Raw genomic sequence first — 23570 nt, forward strand, 5'->3', positions numbered from 1 at the left:
TAGTGGAGTGTCTGGCCCTTTTGCGTGTTGATGTTAAGCGGCTTGAGCGTGGTAGCGCAAGCGACGATTTTGAAGAGTTCTGCGTTTAATCATCTGTCGGTTTTGTAAGATCGCCTTATCCCTCTCGAAATAAACATCTGCTGGTGTCACGTTACCTAGGCTCTCGTGATAGCGATGATTATTGTAGTAATCGACGAAGTTCCCGATCTGTGCTTCCAAGTCCTCCGACATGTAGTAGTTTTCGAGTAAGATGCGGTTCTTCATGGTCTGATGCCAACGCTCGATCTTACCTTGCGTTTGCGGATGGTATGGCGCTCCCCGAACATGCTTCATACGCTTCTCCTCCAACCATTCAGCCAGGTCGGTAGAGATGTAGGAGCTCCCGTTATCGGACAGTAGCCGTGGACGATGGAGTATCTTGGGCTGCTCGCATCCAGAGACATCGAGTGCCAGTTGAAGGGTATCGGTTACATCCTTGGCTTTCATAGTGGAACACAGCTTCCAGGCAATGATGTAACGGGAGTAATCGTCGAGAACAGTTGAGAGATAGAACCAACCCCAACCAATAATCTTGAAATAGGTAAAATCGGTCTGCCACTGCTGGTTCGGCTTTGTTGTCTTATCCTTGAACTCGTCTGCGGCCTTGATGACGACATAAGCCGGGCTGGTAATCAGGTCTTGCGCTTTCAGTAGTCGGTAGACAGAAGCTTCAGATACAAAATAGCCTTTTGTGTCTGTGAAGCGGACCGCGAGCTCTCGTGGTGACAAATCTGGCTCGTCTAGCGCCATCTCGATAATCTGTGATCTGATCTCATCGGGAATACGGTTCCAGACCTTGGCGGGACGTGAAACTCTGTCCTCCAACGCTTCAACGCCGCCTTCCAGATAGCAGTTATACCAAACATAGAACGTTGAGCGTGGAATACCCAGCAGCTCTAACGTGCGCTTGATTGGCTGATGTGATCCTTCAACCAGCCGAATAATCTCCAACTTCTCGTGGGCGGGATATCTCATTCGTCGTCTCCCCCATCCTCGAGCATGCTTTTTTTAAGAAGCCGCAGCTCCAGAGCTTGTTCGGCGACCACCTCCTTGAGATCGCGTGCTTCTTTGCGCAGCACCTTGACCTCACCGGTGCTGGCCTGACGGGCCGTATCACCAGCAAGTCGCTTCTTACCGGCTTCCAGAAACTCCTTCGACCAGCTGTAGTAAAGCCCCTGTGAGATGCCCTCTTGTCGGCACAACTCGGCAATACTGTCCTCACCACGCAGTCCAGCCAGAACGATACGTATCTTGTCTTCAGTGGAATAGCGCTTTCGGGTCTTGCGCCGGATGTCTTTAACCGCCTTCTCAGCTGCAGCGCTGGCGGTCCTTGTGTTTTGCCCCATTGTTCACTCCTAGTCTAGTGATCATGGGCCAAAACACTCCCTTACTCGAATCGATCGATCTGTCCATATGACTTCGACGGGGAACACATCCAGCCCGTCATCAGCAGCTTCTTGAGCGCCGCCCCAGTTGATTTTTGATGTGGCCAAATTTTGAGAGATAATTTCAGCTTCGCACAAGCGTCCTACGAGTTCTCGAAGGTCGCTGTCATTCAGATCTGTAATGTCTTTGGCTTCCAACTCAAAAAAACGCACGGCAAATATCTCAATCAGTGACCTCAGAATATCTTTTGACATTACCTTAGATTGAAGCTCAAAGAAACGTGACTTTTCCGAGTCTGGAACCGCTGAATGTTACTTCTGCACTGATGGAGTTAACGCCTGTTAGGGGGATGTTGCAGAACAGGGTTCTTTAAAGAGCCTTATGTCCGCTTGGTGTCGAGAGAACTAAGTGAAGCCCCCTTCGAATGCATCCATAACATCTTTCAAGAGTGCTACTTCAACCCACGATGGAAACATCCGAATGGCCGGTATTGGCCCTAGGTGATCAGATCAGATGTATTGTATGGAAGGCTTTTCGCACATGCAGCAAAGCAAATGCTGTAACATTACACACTTTATTATTCCGCAATGTGCGTGATTACAAACTTTATTGTATCATTACAAACTTTATTATGCCGTCACATCTAAGCAAACTGCCCCGCTGCATGTCCTGATGCCCAGGCCCATTGGAAGTTGAAGCCGCCGAGGTGGCCGGTGACGTCGACAACTTCGCCGATGAAGAAGAGGCCGGGGACGGATGAGGCTTCCATGGTTTTGGAGGAGAGCGCCTTAGTGCTGACACCGCCAAGAGTGACTTCAGCGGTGCGATAGCCTTCTGTGCCCACAGGCTTGATGGTCCACTCGTTGATCGCCAGAGCAGCTTTGCGCAGCACCTTGTCGGAGGTGTCCGCCAGACGTCCGCCCAGCTTGTGTTCTTCTGCAATGTGGGTCGCCAGTTTCTTGGGCAGCAAGCCGGAAAGTGCTGTTTTGATGTCTTGTTTTGGCTGGTTCTGCTTCGCTGCTTTCAGAGCTTCAAACACATCTGTGTCGGGCAGCAGATTGACGCGAATGTCTTTGCCTTCTTCCCAGTAAGAGGAAATCTGCAGGATGGATGGACCGGATAGACCGCGGTGTGTGAAGAGCAGGCCTTCGCGGAAGCTTGTCTTTTTGAAAGACACAACGGCATCAACGGAAACACCGGCCAGATGCTTGGAGCGCTCGCGCATGGCATCATCAAACACGAATGGCACAAGTGCTGCACGAGGCGTCACTATAGGCAGGTCAAACCGCTTGGCGATCTCGTAACCAAAGCCGGTTGCACCCATTTTGGGAATGGAAGGCCCACCACACGCCACCACAACAGAGTGCGCACGCACTGTGTCTCTGGAAGTTCCAATGGTGAAGCGGCCATCTGGCTTGGTCAAGGAGGTGATGCTGGTTTCCAGCTGAATGCGCACGCCAGCCTGCTGACAAAGGCCAAGCAGCATGTCGATGATCTGCTGGGCACTGTCATCACAGAACAGCTGCCCTAATGTCTTCTCATGCCAGCTAATGCCATGCTTATCGACAAGCGCAATAAAGTCGTGCTGGGTATAGCGCTTCAGCGCTGATACCGCAAAACGAGGATTCTCGGAAAGATAGTTGGCAGGGGAGGCGTGCAGATTAGTGAAGTTGCAGCGACCACCACCAGAAATACGGATTTTATCCGCTGGGCGCTTGGCATGATCAACAACCAGCACGGAACGACCGCGCTTGCCAGCCTCGATGGCACACATCAGGCCAGCGGCGCCTGCGCCTATAATAAGAACATCAACGTTTTGCATGGCGCCCTTATATGGGCTTTCCAGCCAAGGTCAACTCGGGATCAAACAAATAGGGAGGACCGAAGCCCTCCCTACATCAACTCTAAGCTCTGCAAGGCCCATCAGGCAGCCACAACATCCTTCAGGAAGGTGGAGATGGTTTGGCGCAGCTCCGTTGCCTGTTTGGAAACTGAAGTGGACGCCTCCAGCACTTCATTGGCTGAACTGTTGGTTTCCTGAACAGAGCTGGTCACCACATTCATGCTGTCCGCTACATCCTGCGTGCCTTGTGCGGCCTGCTGGATGTTCTGGCTGATGGAAGAAGTGGCAGCGTTTTGCTGAGCAATCGCGGTGGCGATGGAGCTGGTGTACTCATTCACCTGCTGCATGGTGCCTGCAATCTGCTCAATGGCGGTTACAGCTTCCTTGGTAGACCCCTGAATGCCGGAGATCTGAGAGGAAATCTCTTCAGTTGCCTTGGAGGTCTGTGTTGCCAGTTCTTTCACCTCAGAGGCCACAACAGCGAAGCCTTTGCCCATCTCGCCAGCACGTGCCGCTTCAATGGTCGCGTTCAGGGCCAGCAGGTTGGTTTGCTCAGCGATATCGCGAATAAGGTTGACCACTTCGCCAATTTTCTGCGCGGCCTGATCCAGATCTGTGACGTGATCGTTGGTGGCAGTTGCAACAGTGGTTGCATCATCAACAGTCTGCTTGGTCTGGGAGATCTGACGGCCAATCTCTTCGATGGATGCAGAAAGCTCCTCAGCAGCGGAAGCCACGGTCTGCACGTTGTAAGAGGCCTGCTCAGAAGAACCTGCAGCGCTTGTTGCACGGTCAGATGTGGTGGTTGCAATGTGGGTCAGGGAGTCAGCTGTCTGCTGCATCTTGCCGGTGTTGTCATCAACACGGTCGAGCACACTGGATACTTGATCGTTAAACGCACTGATCAGCTGATCAACATGCATCTGACGATTGCGCTCTTGCTCATGTTCCTTCTCAGAAAGGCTCTGCAGGCGCTTCTGTTCAGCAACAGTGTCACGGAAGGACATCACAGCGTTTGCCACCTGACCGACTTCATCAACGCCGACAGCGCCGGAGAAGGTTACGGAGGTATCGCCATCAGCCAGATTGCGTGCATCTGTCAGCAGTGCTGAAACAGGAACGGAAACACTGCGGATGATGGTGTAAGCAGCACCAATACCCAGCACGGTCACCAAACCAGCGATAGTCAGGGCAAACATGAACTGCCATTGCGCGTCTGCAGACAACTTCTGTGCGTGCATCACCAGTTCATCAGCAGCGTAATCTTCAAAGTCCTTCAGTGCATCAATGCGTTTGGTTGCCAAATCAAACCATTCGGTACCGGAAACGGAGGAGATATCACCGCCAAATGCGGAGGCATAGCCCAGTTTACGCGCGGCTTGCACCTGACTCATGATTGGACGGCTGAAGATCTTATCAAGAAACTTCTCCTGAGGGCCAGTCATCAGCGCGCGAGCGGTTTTGAAGTGGGTATCCTGACTTGCGCCTAGGCGAACGAAACGGTGGTAGATCGTTGCATTAAACTCTTGTGCGCTGAAGCCGTTCGCGCCGATTGCGCGCTCAATACCTGCGTTCTCTTTACCAAGCAGAATCTCTTCATACATGCTCAGCTCGCGAACCAGACTTGCATCGCGGCTCACAGCGATGGTGCTTGGCAGGAAGGTGAAGGCTTCATTGATTGTGCCGCTGTAATAAGCAACGGTCTCGCCAACGGTCGTATTCAGGCTTTTGACGTTATTGCGGATGCGATCAATGTTTGCCAACCGGCTGTTCACCATTTCCACCTGCGCAGCAAGGCCCTTATCAATGGAGGCGAGGTGAATGTTTTCCAGCGCAGTTTTATAAATACGGATTTTGCTGTCGGTCAGCTTGTGCTGGTCTGCAAGGCCTTCGGCAAATGCCTTGCCTTTCGCGCCGAGATACCCGGCGGAGCGACCGCGCTCTTTCTGCAACTCATGGACAACCGCACTCAACACAGGCACAAACTCTGCCACCTGTCCGATGTTAGATGCCTCCACCTTGTTGTTGTAGGCGGTGATGATTTGTGCACCTGCAAAATAGAGCATTGGCACAAATGCCAGCATGAATATCGCGATGATGCGATATTTTAAAAGAATACGACGCATGAGAGCACCTGTTAGGGAAACCCAAGTTTCAATTTAAAAGGGGGTAATCTGACACCCAGTTTCACTGATTTGTGAATACACGCCCAAATTGAGTCAGTAATTCTTTATAGAGTCTTTATTCTACTGCTTAGATTTGTACTAACTACCTACTTATTCTCACCTAAGTAGTGTTAGTAGATAAACTACTTACGCTATAAGTATATATGCAAGTTGCAATTAATTACTATTTCCCAAATATACTTGAGTTTTCAGAGGCTACAAGAGGAAAGCTGCATGCGGGTGTGCATTTGGTGAGTCGTTTAAGCAACCTAGGGTAACGGGGAGATAACTCTCCCCGTCTGTTCGTTTTACTTGAGCCAGCTTTAAGTAGACCAGACCTGAGCCCGGTCCTGATAGAGTTGCCCCTCCATCCGTGCACCATACAAAGAGCAAGCTTTCACGTATTCCATGTAGGAACCGTGGATCTTTTCGCTCATCGCATCGCCCGATGGGTATGCTGCAATAACTTCCCGGGCCGCAGCACCAATGGCTTCAATCACATCCGGTGGGAAGGCAGAAAGAATAGCGCCGCGTTCAACCAGTGTGGAAAGAGCGATTGTGTTGTTATAGCGGAACTCAGCAGTGCTTTCTTCTGCCTGCGCGGTCGCAGCTTGTGCCAGAACTTCCTTCAGCCATGGGCTCAGGTTTTCATAGGTGTTCTGATTGACGATCATTTCCAGACCCGGACCTGGCTCATGGAACGCAGGCAGATGATAGTAAGGTGCGATCTTGTAAAGGCCGAGTGCAAGGTCATTCCATGGGCCAACAAACTCAGCGGCATCAACAACGCCGGACTGCAGTGCCGGATAGATCTCTGGCGGAGGTGTCACAACAGTGGTTGCGCCCACTTTGCGCAAAATGTCTCCACCAAGGCCCGCGATACGCATCTTCAGACCTACAAGATCATCCAGAGACTTGATCGGCTTCTTGAACCAGCCGCCTGCCTGAGCGCCAGAGCTGCCTGCGTAAAACGGCTTCACGTTGTGCGGTGCATAGGCCTCGTCCCACAATGCCTGACCACCGCCATGACGCAACCAGCCTGAAAGCTCGGTCGCATCCAGACCAAACGGCAGGGTGGTGAAGTACATGGTCGAGCGGATTTTGCCCACCTGATAGTAAGGCGCGTTGTGGCCAATATCAGCTGTACCGGAGGAAACCGCAGAGAAAGTCTCGAACGGAGGAACCAACTCACCACCACCATAATACTTGATGGAGATTTTGCCGTCAGACAGCGCTTCAATGCGCTTGCCCAACTGTTCAGCAGAGGTGCCTACACCTGGGAAGCCCTTTGGGAATGCACCCACAAGCTTCAGGTTCAGCGTCGCGTTTGCAATCGCTGGCGCAGCAAGAACTGAGGCCCCACCGGCAGCGCCCGTTGCCACAGCTGTTTTAAGAAAGTCACGACGTTTCATCTGTACCCCTCCATTGAGCGTATCTCCGAAAATGACAGCGGTTTCGGATTAGGATACGCCTTGAGCAACTACGAAGAACGCAACCGGTTCTCCGTACAAAATACTTAAGTATCAATGCTAGCAGAGGGGAGGGGGCTCTGGCGATATATTTGGGTTTTCAGGCCTGAGAAGAGTTCAAGTCTGGCAGAGCTTTACTTGAGTATCTCAAACATCCGTTCAAGCTGCTCTTCAACGTTCAGCTGGGTCTCATCCAAAACCTGAAAGATGCCATTGCTGTGAACGCCTTCAACGGCCAGATAGACGAGTGTCGCCAGCTCTGGGTCTTCAGACTCATCCTGAATACGAGCATACATCTCTTTATGAAACACGCGGACAGGATCGAGCAGGCTTGGGTCATCTGCAATTGCAGCCAGCATGCCGGAGGCAGCCTTGTTGTCTTCCTTGAACTTGCTGCAAAGCCCTTTCAGGAAAGCACGCATCAGCTTATGGCGATACGGATCATCAGCCAGCTTATGCTCTTCTGAGGCGATCGTTTCGCGCGTGCTATCTACGTGATACTGAACCATGGCGCGGATGAGCGCCTGTTTGCTTGGGAAGTTGTAAAGAAGACCGCCTTTGGAAACACCCGCATGCTTGGCAATAGCATCCAACGAAAACTGCCCACCGCCCTGTGCTTGCACATAGTCGATGGCCGCATCAAGAATGCGATTTTGTGTTCTGCTGGCTTTCGTCGTGCCCTTCACAATGAGTCCCTTGCCCAATTCTGCGAGAAATCGCAGAGAATAATGTTTTGTACGTCAGCGCAGATCTGCGACTTTTGTCAGTATAGGCCATCAGCGGCAACTTTGCGAGACCAAGTCACCCGGACAACCACGAAATTTAGGGTGTGAAAACAAAGATGTGAGCGGCTTTGCACAAAATACCCACTATCGAAGGCAGTGTGATGCGGCCTGTTTCCGTAAATAGGAAGACAGGAGCTTTAGGCAAGTGCCTGCGCGGAAAAATCGCTGAAATCTGCGTGTAAAAAAGAAAAGGCCTGACGGCGTCCGGCATAAGCCGCGCTCATCAGGCCAATCCTGAGGTGGTTACAATGTGCGTTCAGCTTGCGCTGAAGCAAACCCTGCAATCCCACAAATCGTAAAGATTAAGCAAGCTCAATCTGGGAAGCCTGCAAACCGCGGCCACGACGATCTTCTTCAGCAACGAAAGTGATCGCTGCACCTTCAGCTGGAACTGCGATGCCGGAGCGTTCGAAAGCTGTGATGTGAACAAAGATGTCCTTGGATCCGTCACCTGGAGTGATGAAGCCATAGCCTTTGTCGTGGTTGAAGAATTTGAGGGTACCGTCTTGTCTCATCGAAACGTCCTTTAAGCCAAAAAATCCAACTCACCTGATGAGGGCGAGTTATTTGTGACGAGCAATGTATTCAAAGGCAGAAAAGGACATTGTCGCGATCGGTCAATCGTAACACTGCCAAGTGTGTCTCCAAAAACAGCCCGTAGTAACCAAGCCTGAGCTCTGTTCTCGTTCAAAAAAGCCAGTCTTAATTCTCATATAGGGGGACGGGTCATATGTCGCCCCTCTAATACTACGGGATAAGCAAATCTCTTAGCTCGCTCGTCCATGCCAACCTAGGTACTCCCGATGAAATCCACAAGGTGTAAACGCCAAAAAAGCGAAATCTCGGAGAATTATGTACCTCGCAACCGCCCCACCACGCCCTTGGGGAACCAATAGATGCTGCAGATGAACAGGATTCCCAGCCACAGCAGCCACCGTTCTGGTGAGACCACGTCAGACACAACGGGCAAACTACCCAATGATTCCTGAAGGATACCAAGGAGATTCTGCAGGTAAGACTGTGTAAGCAGGAACAGAACAGCCCCGATCACGGCGCCATACATGCTGCCCATTCCGCCAATCACAACCATCAACAGAATGTCCACCATTATATCCATAGAAAGGGTGGTTGCCGGCCCTGTATAGCGCAACCAGATGGCCATTAGGGAGCCCGCAAGCGCTGCCATCACCGCAGACAGGATCGTCGCTACGCTGCGATATCGCACCACTTTGTATCCGATTGCCTCTGCCCGAAACGCATTCTCGCGGATCGCCTGCAGAACACGGCCAAACGGCGAGTTCACCATACGCAGCAAAACAAGGAACAGGCACAGGCTGCTGAAGAAGACCACATAGTACGTGATCAGCTTGCCATTGAGCCGAACACCCAGAACCTTCTCTTTCACCAGCTTGAACGCAGGTGTCATCTCGCGGGGAATGCGATAGCTCAGCCCATCCTCACCGCCGGTAATGCCGGAAAGCTGTGAGATCAGCACCAGAAATGCGCTTGCCACCGCCAGCGTCATCATTGCAAAGAAGATCGCCTTCACGCGCAGAGAAAACAGCGCAATCACAAAGGCAAACACCCCGGCGACCAATGCGCCGCACACCGTGCCCAGCACAATCGCGCTGTAGGAGGCTCCCATGTTCACCAGTGCCAGCGCGGTGCCATAAGCACCAATGCCAAAGAACATGGTATGCGCAAAGGACACCACCCCCGTGTACCCCAGCAGCAAGTCATAGCTGGCCACGAGCACAATGAAGATGCAGATCCGCGCTGCTGTATCCAACGACCGCGTACCCGGAAACAGGAAGGGCGCAAACATCAACCCGAACAAGATGAGCAGCAGCACGGCACTGAGCATCTTACTGCGAGGGCTATCACCGGAAAGGAGTTTCATCATCATCGTCTGAACTCCTCAATGCGCTTTGACGACAGGGTAGAGACCCTGAGGCCGCCACATCAAAACAGCCCCCATCAGCAAAATGGTCGAAACCAGCGCCAGCTTGGGGATCAGGAAACCCGTGTAGTTGGTCAGCAGCCCCACCAGCATAGCCCCGATAAAGCAGCCTTCAATGGAACCAAGTCCACCAATGATCACCACGATGAACACGGAGATCATCACTTCAGCGCCCATGTGAGCCGTAATGGTTTCCTGATAAAGCCCCCACATCACCCCGCCGAGTCCGGCCAGCGCACAGCCAACCATGAAAACAGCGAGAAACAGCTTCTGGATCGGATACCCCAGCGCCTCCACCATCTCGCCATTTTGAACACCAGCCCGCACCAACAACCCAATACGCGTCCGGCTCAACACCAACCGCATGGCAACAAACAGCGCGAGCCCGATTGTAATGGCCAGCACGCGATACTTCTCAATGGCTGCACCTAGAACAACAAAGGAGCCCTGAAAGGCTGTAGGCCGCGCCAGCACGATCTCATCCGGCCCCCAGATCACATAGATCAGCTGCTGGGTGACAACCAACCCGCCCATGGTCACGAGGATCTGTTTCAGATGCTGCCCATAAACCGGCTTCACAATCAGCCGCTCAAAGCCATAGCCCGCCAACCCTGTCACCAACATGGCAAAAGCCACCGCCAGCAAAACAGCTCCCAGATTGAGCGCAATACTGGGGCTCTCGATCCAACCACCCAGCAAACCCAAAATGGTGAAACCGGCAAAAGCGCCCAGCGAGATGAAGGCCCCGTGCCCAAAGTTGATCACATCCATCAGGCCAAAGATCACCGTGAGGCCTGAGGCCATGATGAAGATCATCATCCCCATCGCCAGCCCTGCTGCGGTCAGCGTCAACCAGGTGGAACCTGACCCAATCGCCAGCAATCCAATTAGCATAAGAACAGGCACCAGAAACAACGGTGCTTTGGCTTCAATAACTTCAGAAAGGGGAGGGCGTTCAATGCGTGGTTTAATCAGGCTGTCGCTCATTGGTGCGCCTCCAGTGAAAGTCCCATCAACTTCTCCTGCAACTCAGCATCGTCGGCCAGCTCCGCCATCTCGCCGGAGTACACAATCCGCCCGTCATCCATCACCGCTACGGTGTCTCCCACCGCCCGCGCCATGGAAAAGTTCTGCTCCACCAGCAGAATCGTTGTCTGCATTTCCTTCAGCTCTTTCAGCGCGGCAATCATGGCGTTGATGATCGCAGGTGCCAGCCCCTTGGTTGGCTCATCAATCAGCAGCAGCTTACGTGGCTCGATGATGGCTCTTGCAACAGCCAGCATTTGCTTTTGTCCGCCAGAAAGATTGCCTGCCGCACTCTGCCAGAATGTCTTGAGGGGAGGGAACAGACCAAAAATCCAACTCAGCCGTTCCTCATCAATGGTGCCACCACGAGCAGCCAGAAGCATGTTTTCATGCACCGTCAGATCGGTGAAAATGCCCATATCCTCGGGCACAAAAGCGATCTCGCGTTGGGCAATGGCAGGTGTGGTTTCTTTCTGGATCTCAGCATTGTCGAACAGGATAGCCCCTTGCGAAGCCTGCCATAGTCCCATGATGGTGCGCAGTGTGGTCGTCTTCCCCGCACCATTGCGCCCAAGCAGAACTGTCACGCCGCCGCGTGGAACCTCCAGATCAACACCCTGCAAGATGTGGTAAGGCCCGATATGCGTGTGAACGCCTTTCAGCGTGAGAAGAGCATCAGACATGCGCACCCTCTTCTTTCTCCTCGGGCGCAACACCCAGATAGGCCTGCTGCACGACAGGGGAGGCGATCACCTCCGCCGGGTTTCCATCCGCCACCAGCTCTCCGTTGTGCAGCACGATAATCCGATCTGCCAAAGAGCGGATCACATCCATCTTGTGCTCCACCAGCAAGATCGTTCGGTCCTTGTCCTGCTTAAGTTCGCGGATCAGATCGAGCACAATGGGCACTTCATCAACACTCATGCCTGCCGTTGGTTCATCAAACATCAGCACCTGCGGACCAATGGCAATCATCAGCGCCACTTCCAACTTGCGCTGATCTCCATGAGAGAGTTCTGAGGTGATCTGTTCGGCCTTATCCAGCAGATGCACCTCCGCCAGAATGTGTTCTGCCCGCTGGATCAGCTCCACATGACTGTCTGCCATGGAAAACAAGTCCATCCCCATGCGTTGATGAGCCTGCACGGCCAACCGTGCATTTTCACGAACGCTCAGGCCGGGGAACAGATTGGTCAGCTGAAACGCCCGCCCGATCCCCCGCAAAGTACGATCCGCCACGGACATGCGGGTGATGTCCTCACCATTGAACCAGACATGGCCGGAACTGGCGGTCAGCTGGCCGGAGATCAGGTTGAAGTAGGTCGTCTTCCCCGCGCCATTAGGCCCGACAATTGCCGTCAGCGTCCCGCGATGAAAATCACAGGACACCGCATCAACGGCCACATGACCACCAAAGCGAATGGTCAGATCATGCGTACTCAGAACTGGTTTCTCATCTGCTTGCATCACCAGCGGCCTGCTTTCTAGGAGAGTTCATTTTGAGCACGAAGCTCCGGGTGTGCCTTCGCCTTCCGCCGTGCCCATAAGATGAAGAGGAAAGCGCAGCCATACATGGTGATGCCGTAAATGCCGGAAGCCAGACTGTAAGGTGGCAAGGCTTCACCGCTCATGGCAATCAGAGCCCCAACGGTGATCCCTAGCGTGGCGTTTTGAACGCCCACTTCCATGGCAATGGCAACACTGTCTGGATGCGAAAGCTTCATCATCTTCGCCCCGCCATAACCAATCAGCAGCATCACCACATTTAGGAAGATGAGCACCGGCCCCAACTCCAGAATGTTGGCGGTCAGCACCGACCAATTGGTGGCAATGGCACCCAGCACAATCACCACGAACAACACGGAAGCCACCAGGGAAACCACCTTGGAGATCGCAGAGGTAAACGAGGGCGCCAGATGATTGACGGCTACACCCAAAGCAACGGGAACAGCAGTGATCAAAGCCATGGAGATACCGATGGCAGTCACATCAATTTTGGGCATCGCTGCACCCAGAAAGTAATCCGCAGCTGCTGCCGAAAAGATCGGAACCGTCAGCACACACAGCACACTGGTAACAGCCGTCAGCGACACAGCCAATGCAACCGACCCGCCACTGAATCGCGTCAGCATATTGGACGTCACTCCACCCGGTGCAAAGGAAAGCAGCATCACGCCAAACGCCATAGCTGGCTCCAGCTCAACAACTTGCAAAATGAGGAATGCGATAGCAGGCAACAACAGCAATTGCCCCAGCATGCCAACGCTGAACGCACGGGGCATCTGCACCACGCGTTTGAAGTCCTGCAGTGTCAGGGTGATCCCGAGGGAGAACATGATAAACGCCAGCGAAAGCGGCAAAAACAGCTTTAAGAGAATGTCCATGGGCCAGTACTTCGCTCTTCGTTGCTCTGTAAGTCCCGCTGTGCCAATCATCTGCGGCTGAGGATGAGGTCAGCACCAAAGCAGAAAAGCACCGCAGGCCAGAGCATTGTGTTTTTTGAGATTGAGCAGAGGAAGCGAGAAGCCCGCTCCCTCCTGAAAGCGTGAGGGTGCAGGACCTATTGGTTCTGAATAGGGATATCCATGTCCTCAATGGTGAGTTCACGCACCAGCTCAGGAATGCCCCATTCCACCTCTGGGTCCACACGGATCTTGAAGTGATACATGGACTGCAAGGCCTGATGGTCCTCAGCGCGGAACTTCATCAGCCCCTTCGGCCCTTCAAACTCCATGCCTTCCATTGCCGTGATCAGCTCTTCCGTATCTGTAGAGCCAGCTTTACGGATCGCCTCCACAGCCGCAATGCCAGCAGCCATGCCGCCAGCGGTAAAGAAGTCCGGTGGTGAACTGTAACGAGCCTCATGCTCCTTCACCAGCCAATCGTTCACCGGGTTCTTGGGGATCTCGTAGTAATAGTAGGTCGCCCCTTCCATACCCGGCATGGCCTTGTAGGCTTTAAGTGCAGCCAGAATATTGCCGCCTGTAGCGATCTCGATCCCATACCGTTCCGGGTTCATGGCATTGATTTTCGCCAGCGGATTGCCGCCACCAGCCCAGATCACGAACAGGAACTTGCGGCCCTCTTCATCTTTCAGCGCTTCAAAAATGCGTTGGGCACTCGCGGTAAAGTCCTTGGTGTCCGTCGGTGCGTACTCCTCAAACACCAGCTTGGCATTGGTCTTTGCAATGGCATTGCGGAAAGCAGCCACACCATCCCGGCCAAACGCATAATCCTGTGCCAGCGTGGCGATGGAGGCACCATCCTGCCCAAGCGCCACAGCATTGGCGATCGCATCCTGAGAGGAGTTGCGGGATGTGCGGAAAATGTACCGGTTGAAGTTGGCCCCGGTGATGCTGTCTGCCACCGCAGGTTCTACAATCAGCAGCTTCTCATACTCTTCTGCAACGGGCAGCATGGCCAGCGCTACGCCAGAAGAGACTGGCCCGATTGCCAGATCAACCTCGTCATCACCATAAGCCTCGGCCAGCATGGCCCGGCCGATATCCGGCTTGAGCTGACTATCCTTCTCAATCACCTCAATCTTACGGCCATCAATCTCCATGGTTCCGCCAGTGGCGTACTCTAGCCCCATCATCAGGCCCACATGGGATTGCTTGGCATATGCCTCAAACGGGCCGGTTTTACCATAAACATGGGCAATCTTGATTGGTTCTTCCGCAGAGGAAATGCTTGATGAAACAGAAAGTGCAAATGCGCTGGCCGCCAGGCTAACCGCCGCGGCCCGAAGTAATTTATGCATAATGAAACCCCTCCCGCGCTGTCCCGGAGCTTCCCTGAAATGCAGTCGTTCTCTCGAAAGACTTCAGAAGCCAAACCTTAAACAACGTAAAGATAGTTGACGCATGTATTCAGGAAGGAGTCAATGATTCCAGATTGAGCCAAATTGTTAAGGTATTCGAAGGTGACTTGTATTTAGCGGTTTCACTAAGAAAATTCAGTCACTCATATTTTTGATGGAGGAAAAACGATTTTTCCAAACGCGCAATCTCATAAATATTTGCCAATACTTGTCAGGCGGCTCTGTAAATCTGTGCGACACGGCCTGTCGCTGTAAGCCATTGAGCCTGCACGCGCTTCCTCTGCGACAAGCTGACGGTCACGCGCCATGGAAAAGCCATATTTCGCCCTGTTTCCACCTCAATTAGCCGTTAGGTCGCCTCTCTCCGGAGGCAAGTCAGCTAAGTGTTTATTCACCATCTCTGACAACCTGATGATAACAAGATCCTGCTACCTTCAATAACAATAAGAATGTTGGTTTAACAGGGCGTCGTTAAGTACTGAGTGCTATGCACCCAGTATTATCAAAATAACAATAAATCCTGATACAGGATCATCTGCATATGTTTATGCGGACAACTTAAGGGCGGCCTATTTCCATTGCTTGGTGGGCCATCCTTGTCTCAAGGCAGGTTGTCTTGCCCCGACGATTTTAAGGCCGTACCTCCCCCTCCCATTCGGCCTTTTATGCCTGCTTTGTTAAGCACCGAGGTATCCTCCCACCTCGGTGCTTTTTTATTGTGCGGGTACCTTTATGCGACTTCTTCCGCCGGTGACTGAACCAGCTCAAAGCCTTCGTCGATCCAACCAGTCATACCGCCCAGCATAATCTTCACCGGGCGACCCAGAACTGAGAGGTTGTAAGCCGCTTTGTCTGCTCCGTTGCAGTGTGGTCCGGCGCAATAGACCACGAACACGGTGTCCATCGGCCACTTGGCAAGGTTTTCTTCCGTCAGATCACGGTGATGCAGACAGAGCGCGCCCTCCACATGGCCCTTTGCAAAGCGAGTGGGGCCGCGCACATCAAGCAACACAAACTCAGCTGTACCCTCTGCCAGATCAGCCTGAACATCTGAGCAGTCAGTTTCAAACTGCAGGATGGAACGAAAGTGCCCGAGCGCCAGCTTCGGGTCTGCCGGGGAATATTCGAGTGCACGTGAAGCCATGTCTCTCTCCAAATCTATGATAGTGCGCCTGTTTTAGGGGGCAGGAGCACCAAAAACGCTTGTTTTAAAGCAGCTTGTGCGATGGGTGCTTCGCTGAGCTGCTTTCGGTGATGGCAGGAATTTCGCCTGCTCAGGTAATCTGAAGAATTTCTCCGTTGCACAAAACTGGCTTGAATGACTATATTCGTAAAAAATACGCCAATTTCAAAATGCATGATTTCTGATGGTTTCAAAGACATCCACCAAGCCCGAAGGCCCACTCGTCGCAACGCTCATCTATGATGGCCTCTGCACCTTCGAATTCGGACAGGCCTACGAACTCTTCGGACTGCCACGACCGGAGTTCGGCTCAAACTGGTACAGATATGAAACCGTTGCCATTGAAGATGGCCCAATCCGAGCTGCTGGCGGTCTTGAAATCAAAGCTGAAAAGCAGCTCGACGCGCTGGAACAGGCAGACATCATCATCATCCCTGGTTGGCGCGGTATCGAAACCCCGGTGCCGGAAGACCTGATCGAAGCACTCTGCAAAGCCTACACGCGCGGCGCCCGTGTCGCCTCCATCTGCTCCGGTGCCTTTGTGCTCGCACAAGCGGGCCTGCTCAACGGCAGAACAGCCACCACCCACTGGCGCTACGCCGAAGCCCTGCAAAGCGAGTTTCCCGCCATCAACGTGGAAGAAGACCGCCTGTACTCAGAAACCGACAGGGTCTTCACCTCCGCAGGTAGTGCAGCAGGCATTGATCTGGCCCTCCACATCATCCGGCAGGACTACGGTTCCCAGATCGCCAACAGCGTCGCCAAACGACTGGTCGCGCCACCTTTCAGAGAAGGCACACAGACCCAGTTCGCAGAACAGCCTGTGCCGGAAGAGCGGGAAAGCAAACGCTTTGCCTCCCTCTTTGAGGAACTGGAAAAGAAGCGGGCTTACACCATGTCTGTCCCGGAAATGGCTGCCCTTATGGGGATGAGCCAGCGCACCCTCATCCGCAAGTTCTCAAAGGTCACTGGTCAGGCTCCAGCAGAATGGCGCCGTGCCAAACAGCTGGAAACAGCCAAGCACCTGCTGGAAGCGGAAGAGACCATGGACATGGAGAACCTCTCCCACCTCTGTGGCTTCGGCTCAGCAGCAACCCTACGCCATCACTTCAGAAGCAAATACGGCACCACCCCAACAGCCTACCGCCGCCAGTTCCAAACCCGTCAGGCCTGAAGATATGCCTTGATACCATGTGCTGCGGAGCGGCCTGTTGCGAACACGGCTTGCAGCAGGTAGCCACCAGTCGGGGCTTCCCAGTCTAGCATCTCACCCGCCACAAATACGCCGGGCAGTTTGGTGAGCATATAGTGCTCGTCGATCTCATCAAAAGAAACACCACCCGCGCTGGAGATCGCGCGGTCAATAGGCCGTGGCGCGATGAGCTGCAATGGCAAAGCCTTGATATGCGCCGCCAGCTCATCGGCCTCAACCGGCAACGGCCCAGCCTCTCGCATCAAGGCAATCGCTGCAGAAGGAAGGCCAGTAGCCTTGCGCAGGAAGTTGCTCATGGACTGCTTACCACGCGGCTTCTTCAGCTTGGCAGCCAGTTTTTCAGCGGACACATCCGGTTTCAGATCAATCTCAATCTGTGTGGAACCCTGCTGCAAGATTGCGTCCCGCAAGTCCGCAGACAGCGCATAGACCACGCCGCCTTCAATCCCGGAGGTATCCAGCATGGCATCGCCAACAACACGCTTGCCACCATGCGAGATGGCAATCTTCTTGAGGGGCGTTCCTTTGTAGCGTTCTCTAAAGTGATCAGAAAACGCAATCTCGAACCCGCAGTTGGCCGGGAGCAGCTCTCTCACCTCAATCTGCTTGTCGCGCAAGATGGAAACCCAGGAGCCATCAGAACCAAGCTTGGCCCAGGAACCGCCGCCCAGTGCCAGCAAAACCGCATCAAAGCTCTGCGTTTCGACAGCTTCATCGCCTTTCTGAAGCAAAAGAGCTCCAGCATCATCAAACCCACACCAGCGGGTGTTGGAATACAGCGTCACCCCATGCTGAGCCAGCAGCTTCAACCAATTGCGCAAAAGCGGCGAGGCTTTGAAGCTTTTAGGAAACACCTTGCCGCTGGAGCCTGCAAACGTCGGCTCGCCCAGTGAAGCACTCCATTCCCGTAGAGCAGCAGGCGGAAACACCCGCACAGACTGCAGCAATTGCTCATGCGCAGGGCGATAGCGGCTGAGAAAGGTCTCCAGATTCTCGCTATGGGTCAGATTGAGGCCACCAAGACCAGCCATCAGAAACTTGCGGGCAGGGGAAGGGCGTTGATCAAACACGCTCACCGAGACACCAGCTTTCGCCAGCTGCTCTGCTGCAAACAGCCCGGCAGGGCCTGCTCCGATGATTGCAACGCGCTTTGTCAAAGATCCATCCATTCCGATTTCGGTCACGACAGTGCGGACCAGTAAAAGGTGCAGCTCTAATGCCTTTGTTTCCCGCCAATTACAAGCGTTATGCGCTCTGCCTCTCACAGATGCACAGGCACCTCCATGCGGGAAAATCACCTCCGTAAAGAAGCACCCCTGATTTTGGAAGGAAGACTTCTAAGGAATGTACAGTCCCCCCAGTTCCCGCTTTCCTGAATGCAAACAGTAGAGTGGGGGCCGCGTTGAGAACTGCAATCGTAATGCCGCGTAACATGCATTTCTGTCAGTCTCGAGCCACATCAATAGACCTGTGCGCTCATGATCTGGCGCTTCACAGTCAGAACAAAAGCAATCTGCGCATCTTCGCCGGTGGGGAAGAGGATCTGTTTGATGATGTTGATGTTTTTGCAGTGACAGAACCGGGCAAGAAACCAACCCCCGCAAAGTTTTATGATCCCCTGTCTGAGTTCGGCCCGCAGCTGATTGTGGTGCACCAGCATCTGGAAACGGCGTTCCAGATCATCACTGATTTTCCCGGAACACCCGTGATACTGCACCGTCACGGCAGGTTTGAGCGCAACAGCGCCTTCAAACGCTGGAAATACACCCGCAAAATGAACCGTCTGGCAGGGATCATCTGGGTTGGTGAAGATGCACGCAATAACTTTTGCGAAAACTTCACCGGCGTGAAAGCCCGCAGTGTTGTCGTACCCAACGGGATAGATTGTGAGCTCTGGTCTCCAGCACCAAAAGAAAACTCCGTGATCTATGTGGGCCGCGCCCGGGAAGACAAAGGCGTCTTCGATCTGGCCCAGGCTTGGCTTGCCTGTGCGGAACGACTGGAGAAATCCGGCTGGAAACTGAATCTTGTACTGGCCGTCACGGATGAAGGGGAGCAATCAACCGCCAACTCCCTCCGCCAGATGCTTGCCAGTCTTTCTTCCAGTGTCTCCATAGAAACCAACTTAGACGCGCCCAGCGTTCAGCAGCGCCTCGCAACCTCTTCCATCGCGGTTGTCCCCTCCATCGTGGCAGAAGGTTTTGGCCGTACCGCCATAGAAGCCATGAGCTGCGGAGCTGCCGTGATCACCACGCATTCCGGTGGCCTATGGGAGGCCGTGGGCGAAACCGGCAAGGTGATCAACCCAAGATCTCCCAAAGAGATCGCAACCGCACTGCTTGATCTGGCGGATAACCAACCTCTTCGTGAAGAGATGGCAAAGGCTGGACGAGAACGCGTGCTGCGCCTGTTCAACATTCACCAGATCGCAGAGACCTATGACGATATGCTCATGAGCCTGTGGGATGACCACGTCAGCGGCACAAAAAAAAGCAAGGCCTGATTGACCACATGCTCGTATCCGAGTGAGGCCAGTTCGCCTTCAGTTTCAGGAGATCAACCAGATGCACCCTGATCACGTCACCGTAGCCGTCCGCGACCTTGAAGAAGCGCGCACATTCTTCAAACTGCTGGATTTTGAAGAGCAAAAGGCGCTGGTCATCTCAGGTCCGATGTTTTCTGAGTACATGGGCATCCCGGATCTGGAAGCCGACCACGTCACATTGGTGCTGAAAGGCCATAGCCCAAGGTTCGAAATCCAACTCCTCCACTACCGCAATCCTGAGGCCCGGGCTGAACCATACCCTGAAGACCTCTGCCGAACTGGTTACAACCACCTGTGCTTTGCCGTGGATGATCTGGAAGACAGACTAGCCAACCTTCAAGCCGCCGGTTTCTGCGCCCGTTCTGAAGTCATGGAGTTCAGCGACAGAAAGCTGGTCTTCCTCTTCGGCCCGGAAAAGATCACCATAGAACTCGCTCAATGGATGAAGCCGAGCTAAGAGCTACAGAGGCAAAACTGCTTAAGAAAGCAAGCGGCGAACGGGAGAAGGCGTAAGAGCCCAAGCCCTCTCGTCACTCAACAGCTCATCCAGCCAACGCGCCTGCCAAAAGCTCTCTATCCAGCTCTTCAGGCCATCAGTGCTTTTGCAGCTTCCTTGTAGTTCCCGGCCAATGCATTCTTCTGAAACAGCAGGCCCTTCAGCCGTTTCGCCTTAGCGTTCGCTCGCTTAATCCGCACGGCCATATGCCGGGCGACCTTGGGCGTGATCTCCAGAAAACCACGTTCCCTCAATTCAGCACGCAAAGCACTGCTCAGGTCTGCCGCCAAAGTGTCCTTTGTGAACACTGGCTCTTCTTCCTCATGCATGCGGGCAATCGCGGCCAGCAACACCATATCCGCCATCATTCGATAAGGTCGCCCGCGTTGGGCGGTCACCTGTCCAGGATGAATGCGATATCGCACCAACCGCTCATTCAGGGCGCCAATCTTGCCGTACTCCAGCAAACGCAAATAGAGATCATAATCCTCAGCGCCATCATACTGAGAGCGATAACCTCCAGCCTCCATCACAGCGTCTCGTCGAAACATGATGGTTGGATGATAGAGGCAGCACTTTTCATAAAGCCGCTTGCGGATTTCAACCGTCGTCTTCGGACACTCCATCTGATCAATGATTTGCCCGCTTTCATCAATCACCGAAACCTCAGTTCCACACAACAGCCAATCCGGATTACGCTCCATAATCCGCACCTGACGCTCTAACCGCCGGGGCTCAGAAAGATCGTCCGCATCCAACCGTGCCACAAGCGGGCTCTTGATCACGGCAAGCCCGGCATTCAGCGCAGAGGAAATGCCCTTAGCTGGCCCTTCAATGATCTGAAACTGCCCTTTTGGAAAATGCCCCGCAAAATGCTTGGCGATCTCCCGTGTTTCGTCGGTGGAACCATCATCCACCAGCACAACGGCAAAATCGGTGAAGCTCTGTGCCAGCAGACTGCTGAGGGTTTCACCGAGTGTTTCTGCTGCATCGCGGGCGGGGATCAAAACGCTGACAAGAGGGGGATTGCTTGGCGTTTGTTGTTCAGCCATGGATTAAGTCACCTGTGTGCTAGGCTTTTTTGTGTTGTGCGGAAGGGGAAGGGTGTTTTGCTGGCCGGCCTGACTGTTCCATCAGCTCAGCCTCAACAAATTTGGCGAGCCGCAAGTACCGGCTCACGGCGTAGTTGGTGGACGCGATCAGGCCCCACCAGCCATAACGGCAATACCCGCGCACCAGATATCCCTTCAGAAAGGCCAGGGGAAACTCAAAGAGCAACCTATAGCGCGGCAACCGGCGCCCACGTCCTTGCATCTCCTGAACCTGCATGGTCGAGTAGCGGTTCATCTTGTCATAGTGAAACGTGATGCTGGGAATGCTGCGATGGTCCATATGCCCTTTCAGCATGCCAATCTTAGCGGCGCTGGGCGGTCGAACAGTGTCGTGCACCGAGCTGGCAGAAAACCGCCCGATGCTCTTGCGATAAAGCCGGATTTGCTTGTGCGAAAAGGCGTGCCTTGCAGCGGTCTTCTCGTGAGGCCACACATCACGGATGTCGACCTCCCAGAAGTCATAGTTCGTCAGCACAGAAGTCTGAAACAGCCCCAGAATCTCATCCCGCAGTGCAGGCGTCACCACCTCGTCCGCATCAATGTTCAGGATCCAGTCATGCCGGCACTGGTCTTCACCAAACCGCTTCTGCAGGCCATAGCCATTCCAGTCATTGTGCAGCACCCGTGCACCCATGCGCTGGGCAACGGTCACAGTTTGGTCTGTGGAGCCACTGTCGATCACAATGACCTCATCAGCCCACTGAATGCAGCTGGCGATGGTTCGGCCAATCCGCTCTTCCTCGTTCTTGGCGATAATGAATACGGAAAGTGGAATGCGCTTTTCATCAGAGCGACCATCTGTGGTCGCTGCTCCCTGTTGGGCACGCTTTTCTGCGATGCTGATGATTTTGCTCTGGCTGGAGATATCGGGCCTCAAACTCTTGGATTTTCCGCAATAATCCTGAGTTTACTCCCCCCTACACATTCCGAAATTCGCTCAATATGAAGGACTGTTTTCACCCAATTGAAACCCATTGGTATCAATTAAGGGGCCTAACAAACGCCGTACCACCCTCGCCACAAAATGCGGATGTAACCCCATCGTGAAAACCGGTGGTAAAGCGTGGTGAACTGGTGCAAGCAACTGCCAGAACACCAAAACCTAGCATAAAGTCCCTCGGATAGCCCCGCTCACTACAACTTCCGTATGATTGCATCTCACGCCGAGGGGTGAAACGATTTGCGCGCATTGAAGAGCCGGGTTTGAGGCGAGACTTTCGGCACCCACTTTAATTCCTTTGGGAGAAGAAAATGGCCGCAATTATTGGTTGGGCACACACACCGTTTGGCAAACTGGCAGATGAGACAGTCGAAACTCTCGTAACAAAGGTTGCCAAGCAAGCGATTGCTGATGCCGGTCTCGCCGCAGAAGACATTGATGAGATCGTTCTGGGTCACTTCAATGCCGGGTTCTCCAAGCAGGATTTCACCGCAAGCCTCGTGCTTCAGGCGGATGATAACCTGCGCTTCAAGCCAACCACCCGCGTTGAAAATGCATGTGCGACTGGCTCCGCTGCAGTGCATCAGGGCGTAAAGTCCATCAAGGCAGGTGATGCCAAGTTCGTGCTCGTGGTCGGCGTAGAGCAGATGACAACCACACCTGGCCCGGAAATCGGCGCAAACCTGCTCAAAGCTTCCTACCTGCCAGAAGATGGCGACACCCCGGCTGGTTTCGCTGGCGTCTTCGGCAAAATCGCAGGCATGTACTTCCAGAAGCATGGCGACCAGAGTGAAGCGCTGGCCCACATTGCTGCGAAGAACCACAAGAACGGTGTCGAAAACCCATACGCTCAGATGCGCAAGGATCTCGGCGTGGAGTTCTGCCTCAATGAGAGCGAGAAGAACCCATTTGTGGCTGGCCCACTCAAGCGCACTGACTGTTCGCTGGTGTCTGATGGCGCAGCAGCCATCGTGCTCACCGATACCACCACAGCGCTTTCTGCGAAAAAGGCAGTTGCCTTCCGCGGCTTGGGCCATGCGCAGGATTTCCTGCCAATGTCCAAGCGCGACATCCTCAAGTTCGAAGGCTGTTCAGAAGCATGGAAGCGCGCGCTCTCCATGGCCAACATCACCATCGAAGATCTATCCTTCGTCGAAACCCACGACTGCTTCACCATCGCTGAGCTGATCGAATACGAAGCCATGGGTCTGGTGCCAGAAGGGCAGGGCGCTAAGGCTATTCTGGAAGGCTGGACTCAGAAGGACGGCAAACTGCCGGTCAACCCATCTGGCGGCCTGAAAGCAAAGGGCCACCCAATCGGCGCAACCGGTGTCTCCATGCACGCCCTCACAGCCATGCAGCTCACTGGTGAAGCTGGCGGCATTCAGGTAGAAGGCGCAGAACTCGGCGGCATCTTCAACATGGGCGGCGCAGCCGTCGCCAACTACGTCTCCGTCATGCAGCGCCTCAAGTAAGCACAGCAAAATCAGAGAATTGAACACGAAAGCCCCGGACCGCCGGGGCTTTTCTTTTGCATTGTCCTCGGGCAGCTCACCAATCGCTAACTAAGCCCGCAGTCCAGCGA

21 protein-coding genes are annotated in these 23570 nt (G+C 53.7%); 4 read left to right on the top strand and 17 right to left on the bottom strand.

Translation table 11 applies throughout. The annotated features are described in order from the left end of the window. Positions 1–33: 33 nt before the first annotated feature. The 14 genes from PSE_RS05840 to PSE_RS05910 all read right to left on the bottom strand — a co-directional run bounded on the left by PSE_RS05840 (position 34) and on the right by PSE_RS05910 (position 15640). Positions 34–1385, bottom strand: a protein-coding gene (locus tag PSE_RS05840; protein WP_086003608.1) for an IS3 family transposase whose coding sequence is annotated in 2 segments (ribosomal slippage) — positions 34–1047 and positions 1050–1385 — 1350 coding nt in all. Because the reading frame shifts where the segments join, the coding sequence is not laid out codon by codon here. Between the two features lie 21 nt (positions 1386–1406). After that, on the bottom strand, positions 1407–1679 hold the full coding sequence (locus tag PSE_RS05850) for a hypothetical protein (RefSeq protein WP_014284010.1): 273 nt from the start codon (positions 1677–1679) through the stop codon (positions 1407–1409). A gap of 389 nt (positions 1680–2068) precedes the next feature. Further along, positions 2069–3247, bottom strand: coding sequence for an NAD(P)/FAD-dependent oxidoreductase (locus tag PSE_RS05855; RefSeq protein WP_014284011.1), 1179 nt, complete (start codon positions 3245–3247; stop codon positions 2069–2071). A gap of 101 nt (positions 3248–3348) precedes the next feature. After that, positions 3349–5394, bottom strand: a complete 2046-nt coding sequence (locus PSE_RS05860; protein ID WP_014284012.1) for a methyl-accepting chemotaxis protein — start codon at positions 5392–5394, stop codon at positions 3349–3351. 362 nt (positions 5395–5756) lie between these two features. Next, positions 5757–6845: a TRAP transporter substrate-binding protein gene (locus tag PSE_RS05865; RefSeq protein WP_008552315.1), complete on the bottom strand. Its 1089-nt coding sequence runs from the start codon at positions 6843–6845 to the stop codon at positions 5757–5759. Between the two features lie 191 nt (positions 6846–7036). Further along, positions 7037–7588 (bottom strand): TetR/AcrR family transcriptional regulator, encoded by a 552-nt coding sequence (locus PSE_RS05870; RefSeq protein WP_008552283.1) that lies wholly within the window; start codon positions 7586–7588, stop codon positions 7037–7039. A 401-nt stretch (positions 7589–7989) separates the two neighbouring features. After that, the gene (locus PSE_RS05875; protein WP_008552358.1) at positions 7990–8202 is read right to left on the bottom strand and encodes a cold-shock protein; all 213 of its coding nucleotides are present in this window, start codon (positions 8200–8202) and stop codon (positions 7990–7992) included. 335 nt (positions 8203–8537) lie between these two features. Next, positions 8538–9593, bottom strand: a complete 1056-nt coding sequence (locus tag PSE_RS05880; protein WP_014284014.1) for a branched-chain amino acid ABC transporter permease — start codon at positions 9591–9593, stop codon at positions 8538–8540. Positions 9594–9605: 12 nt separating this feature from the next. After that, positions 9606–10634, bottom strand: coding sequence for a branched-chain amino acid ABC transporter permease (locus PSE_RS05885; RefSeq protein ID WP_014284015.1), 1029 nt, complete (start codon positions 10632–10634; stop codon positions 9606–9608). Beyond that, positions 10631–11356 carry an ABC transporter ATP-binding protein gene (locus tag PSE_RS05890; protein ID WP_014284016.1) on the bottom strand — a complete coding sequence of 242 codons (726 nt, stop codon included), beginning with the start codon at positions 11354–11356 and terminating at the stop codon, positions 10631–10633. Before PSE_RS05890 ends, PSE_RS05885 begins: the two co-directional genes overlap by 4 nt. After that, positions 11349–12140 carry an ABC transporter ATP-binding protein gene (locus PSE_RS05895; RefSeq protein WP_014284017.1) on the bottom strand — a complete coding sequence of 264 codons (792 nt, stop codon included), beginning with the start codon at positions 12138–12140 and terminating at the stop codon, positions 11349–11351. The genes PSE_RS05890 and PSE_RS05895 overlap by 8 nt, the downstream gene beginning before the upstream one ends. A gap of 17 nt (positions 12141–12157) precedes the next feature. Continuing rightward, positions 12158–13057, bottom strand: coding sequence for a bile acid:sodium symporter family protein (locus PSE_RS05900; RefSeq protein ID WP_014284018.1), 900 nt, complete (start codon positions 13055–13057; stop codon positions 12158–12160). Between the two features lie 176 nt (positions 13058–13233). Continuing rightward, positions 13234–14436, bottom strand: coding sequence for a substrate-binding domain-containing protein (locus tag PSE_RS05905; protein WP_014284019.1), 1203 nt, complete (start codon positions 14434–14436; stop codon positions 13234–13236). A 790-nt stretch (positions 14437–15226) separates the two neighbouring features. Then, positions 15227–15640, bottom strand: coding sequence for a rhodanese-like domain-containing protein (locus tag PSE_RS05910; RefSeq protein ID WP_014284021.1), 414 nt, complete (start codon positions 15638–15640; stop codon positions 15227–15229). 223 nt (positions 15641–15863) lie between these two features. Between PSE_RS05910 and ftrA the strand changes: the two genes are divergently transcribed. After that, positions 15864–16853: a transcriptional regulator FtrA gene (ftrA, locus tag PSE_RS05915; RefSeq protein WP_014284022.1), complete on the top strand. Its 990-nt coding sequence runs from the start codon at positions 15864–15866 to the stop codon at positions 16851–16853. Here the strand turns inward: ftrA and PSE_RS05920 are convergent. Further along, positions 16844–18061, bottom strand: coding sequence for a TIGR03862 family flavoprotein (locus tag PSE_RS05920; RefSeq protein WP_041768034.1), 1218 nt, complete (start codon positions 18059–18061; stop codon positions 16844–16846). The genes ftrA and PSE_RS05920 overlap by 10 nt on opposite strands. A 233-nt stretch (positions 18062–18294) precedes the next feature. On the opposite strand from PSE_RS05920, the gene PSE_RS05925 reads away from it, so the two are divergent. Next, on the top strand, positions 18295–19395 hold the full coding sequence (locus tag PSE_RS05925; protein WP_148266091.1) for a glycosyltransferase family 4 protein: 1101 nt from the start codon (positions 18295–18297) through the stop codon (positions 19393–19395). 61 nt (positions 19396–19456) lie between these two features. Next, complete coding sequence (locus PSE_RS05930) at positions 19457–19894, top strand: VOC family protein (RefSeq protein ID WP_041768035.1); 438 nt, start codon at positions 19457–19459, stop codon at positions 19892–19894. 128 nt (positions 19895–20022) lie between these two features. On the opposite strand, the gene PSE_RS05935 is transcribed toward PSE_RS05930, so the two are convergent. Together PSE_RS05935 and PSE_RS05940 are read right to left on the bottom strand one after the other, a co-directional pair. Continuing rightward, positions 20023–20985, bottom strand: coding sequence for a glycosyltransferase (locus tag PSE_RS05935; protein WP_014284026.1), 963 nt, complete (start codon positions 20983–20985; stop codon positions 20023–20025). A 19-nt stretch (positions 20986–21004) separates the two neighbouring features. Further along, entirely contained in the window at positions 21005–21922 is a 918-nt protein-coding gene (locus PSE_RS05940) for a glycosyltransferase family 2 protein (RefSeq protein ID WP_014284027.1), read from the bottom strand. Between the two features lie 374 nt (positions 21923–22296). Here PSE_RS05940 and PSE_RS05945 point away from each other — a divergent pair, with 374 nt between their 5' ends. Beyond that, a complete protein-coding gene (locus PSE_RS05945) occupies positions 22297–23460 on the top strand; it encodes an acetyl-CoA acetyltransferase (protein WP_014284029.1) in 1164 nt (387 codons plus the stop codon). The last annotated feature ends 110 nt before the right edge of the window (positions 23461–23570 follow it).

This window comes from Pseudovibrio sp. FO-BEG1 (assembly GCF_000236645.1).
Lineage (GTDB): Bacteria > Pseudomonadota > Alphaproteobacteria > Rhizobiales > Stappiaceae > Pseudovibrio.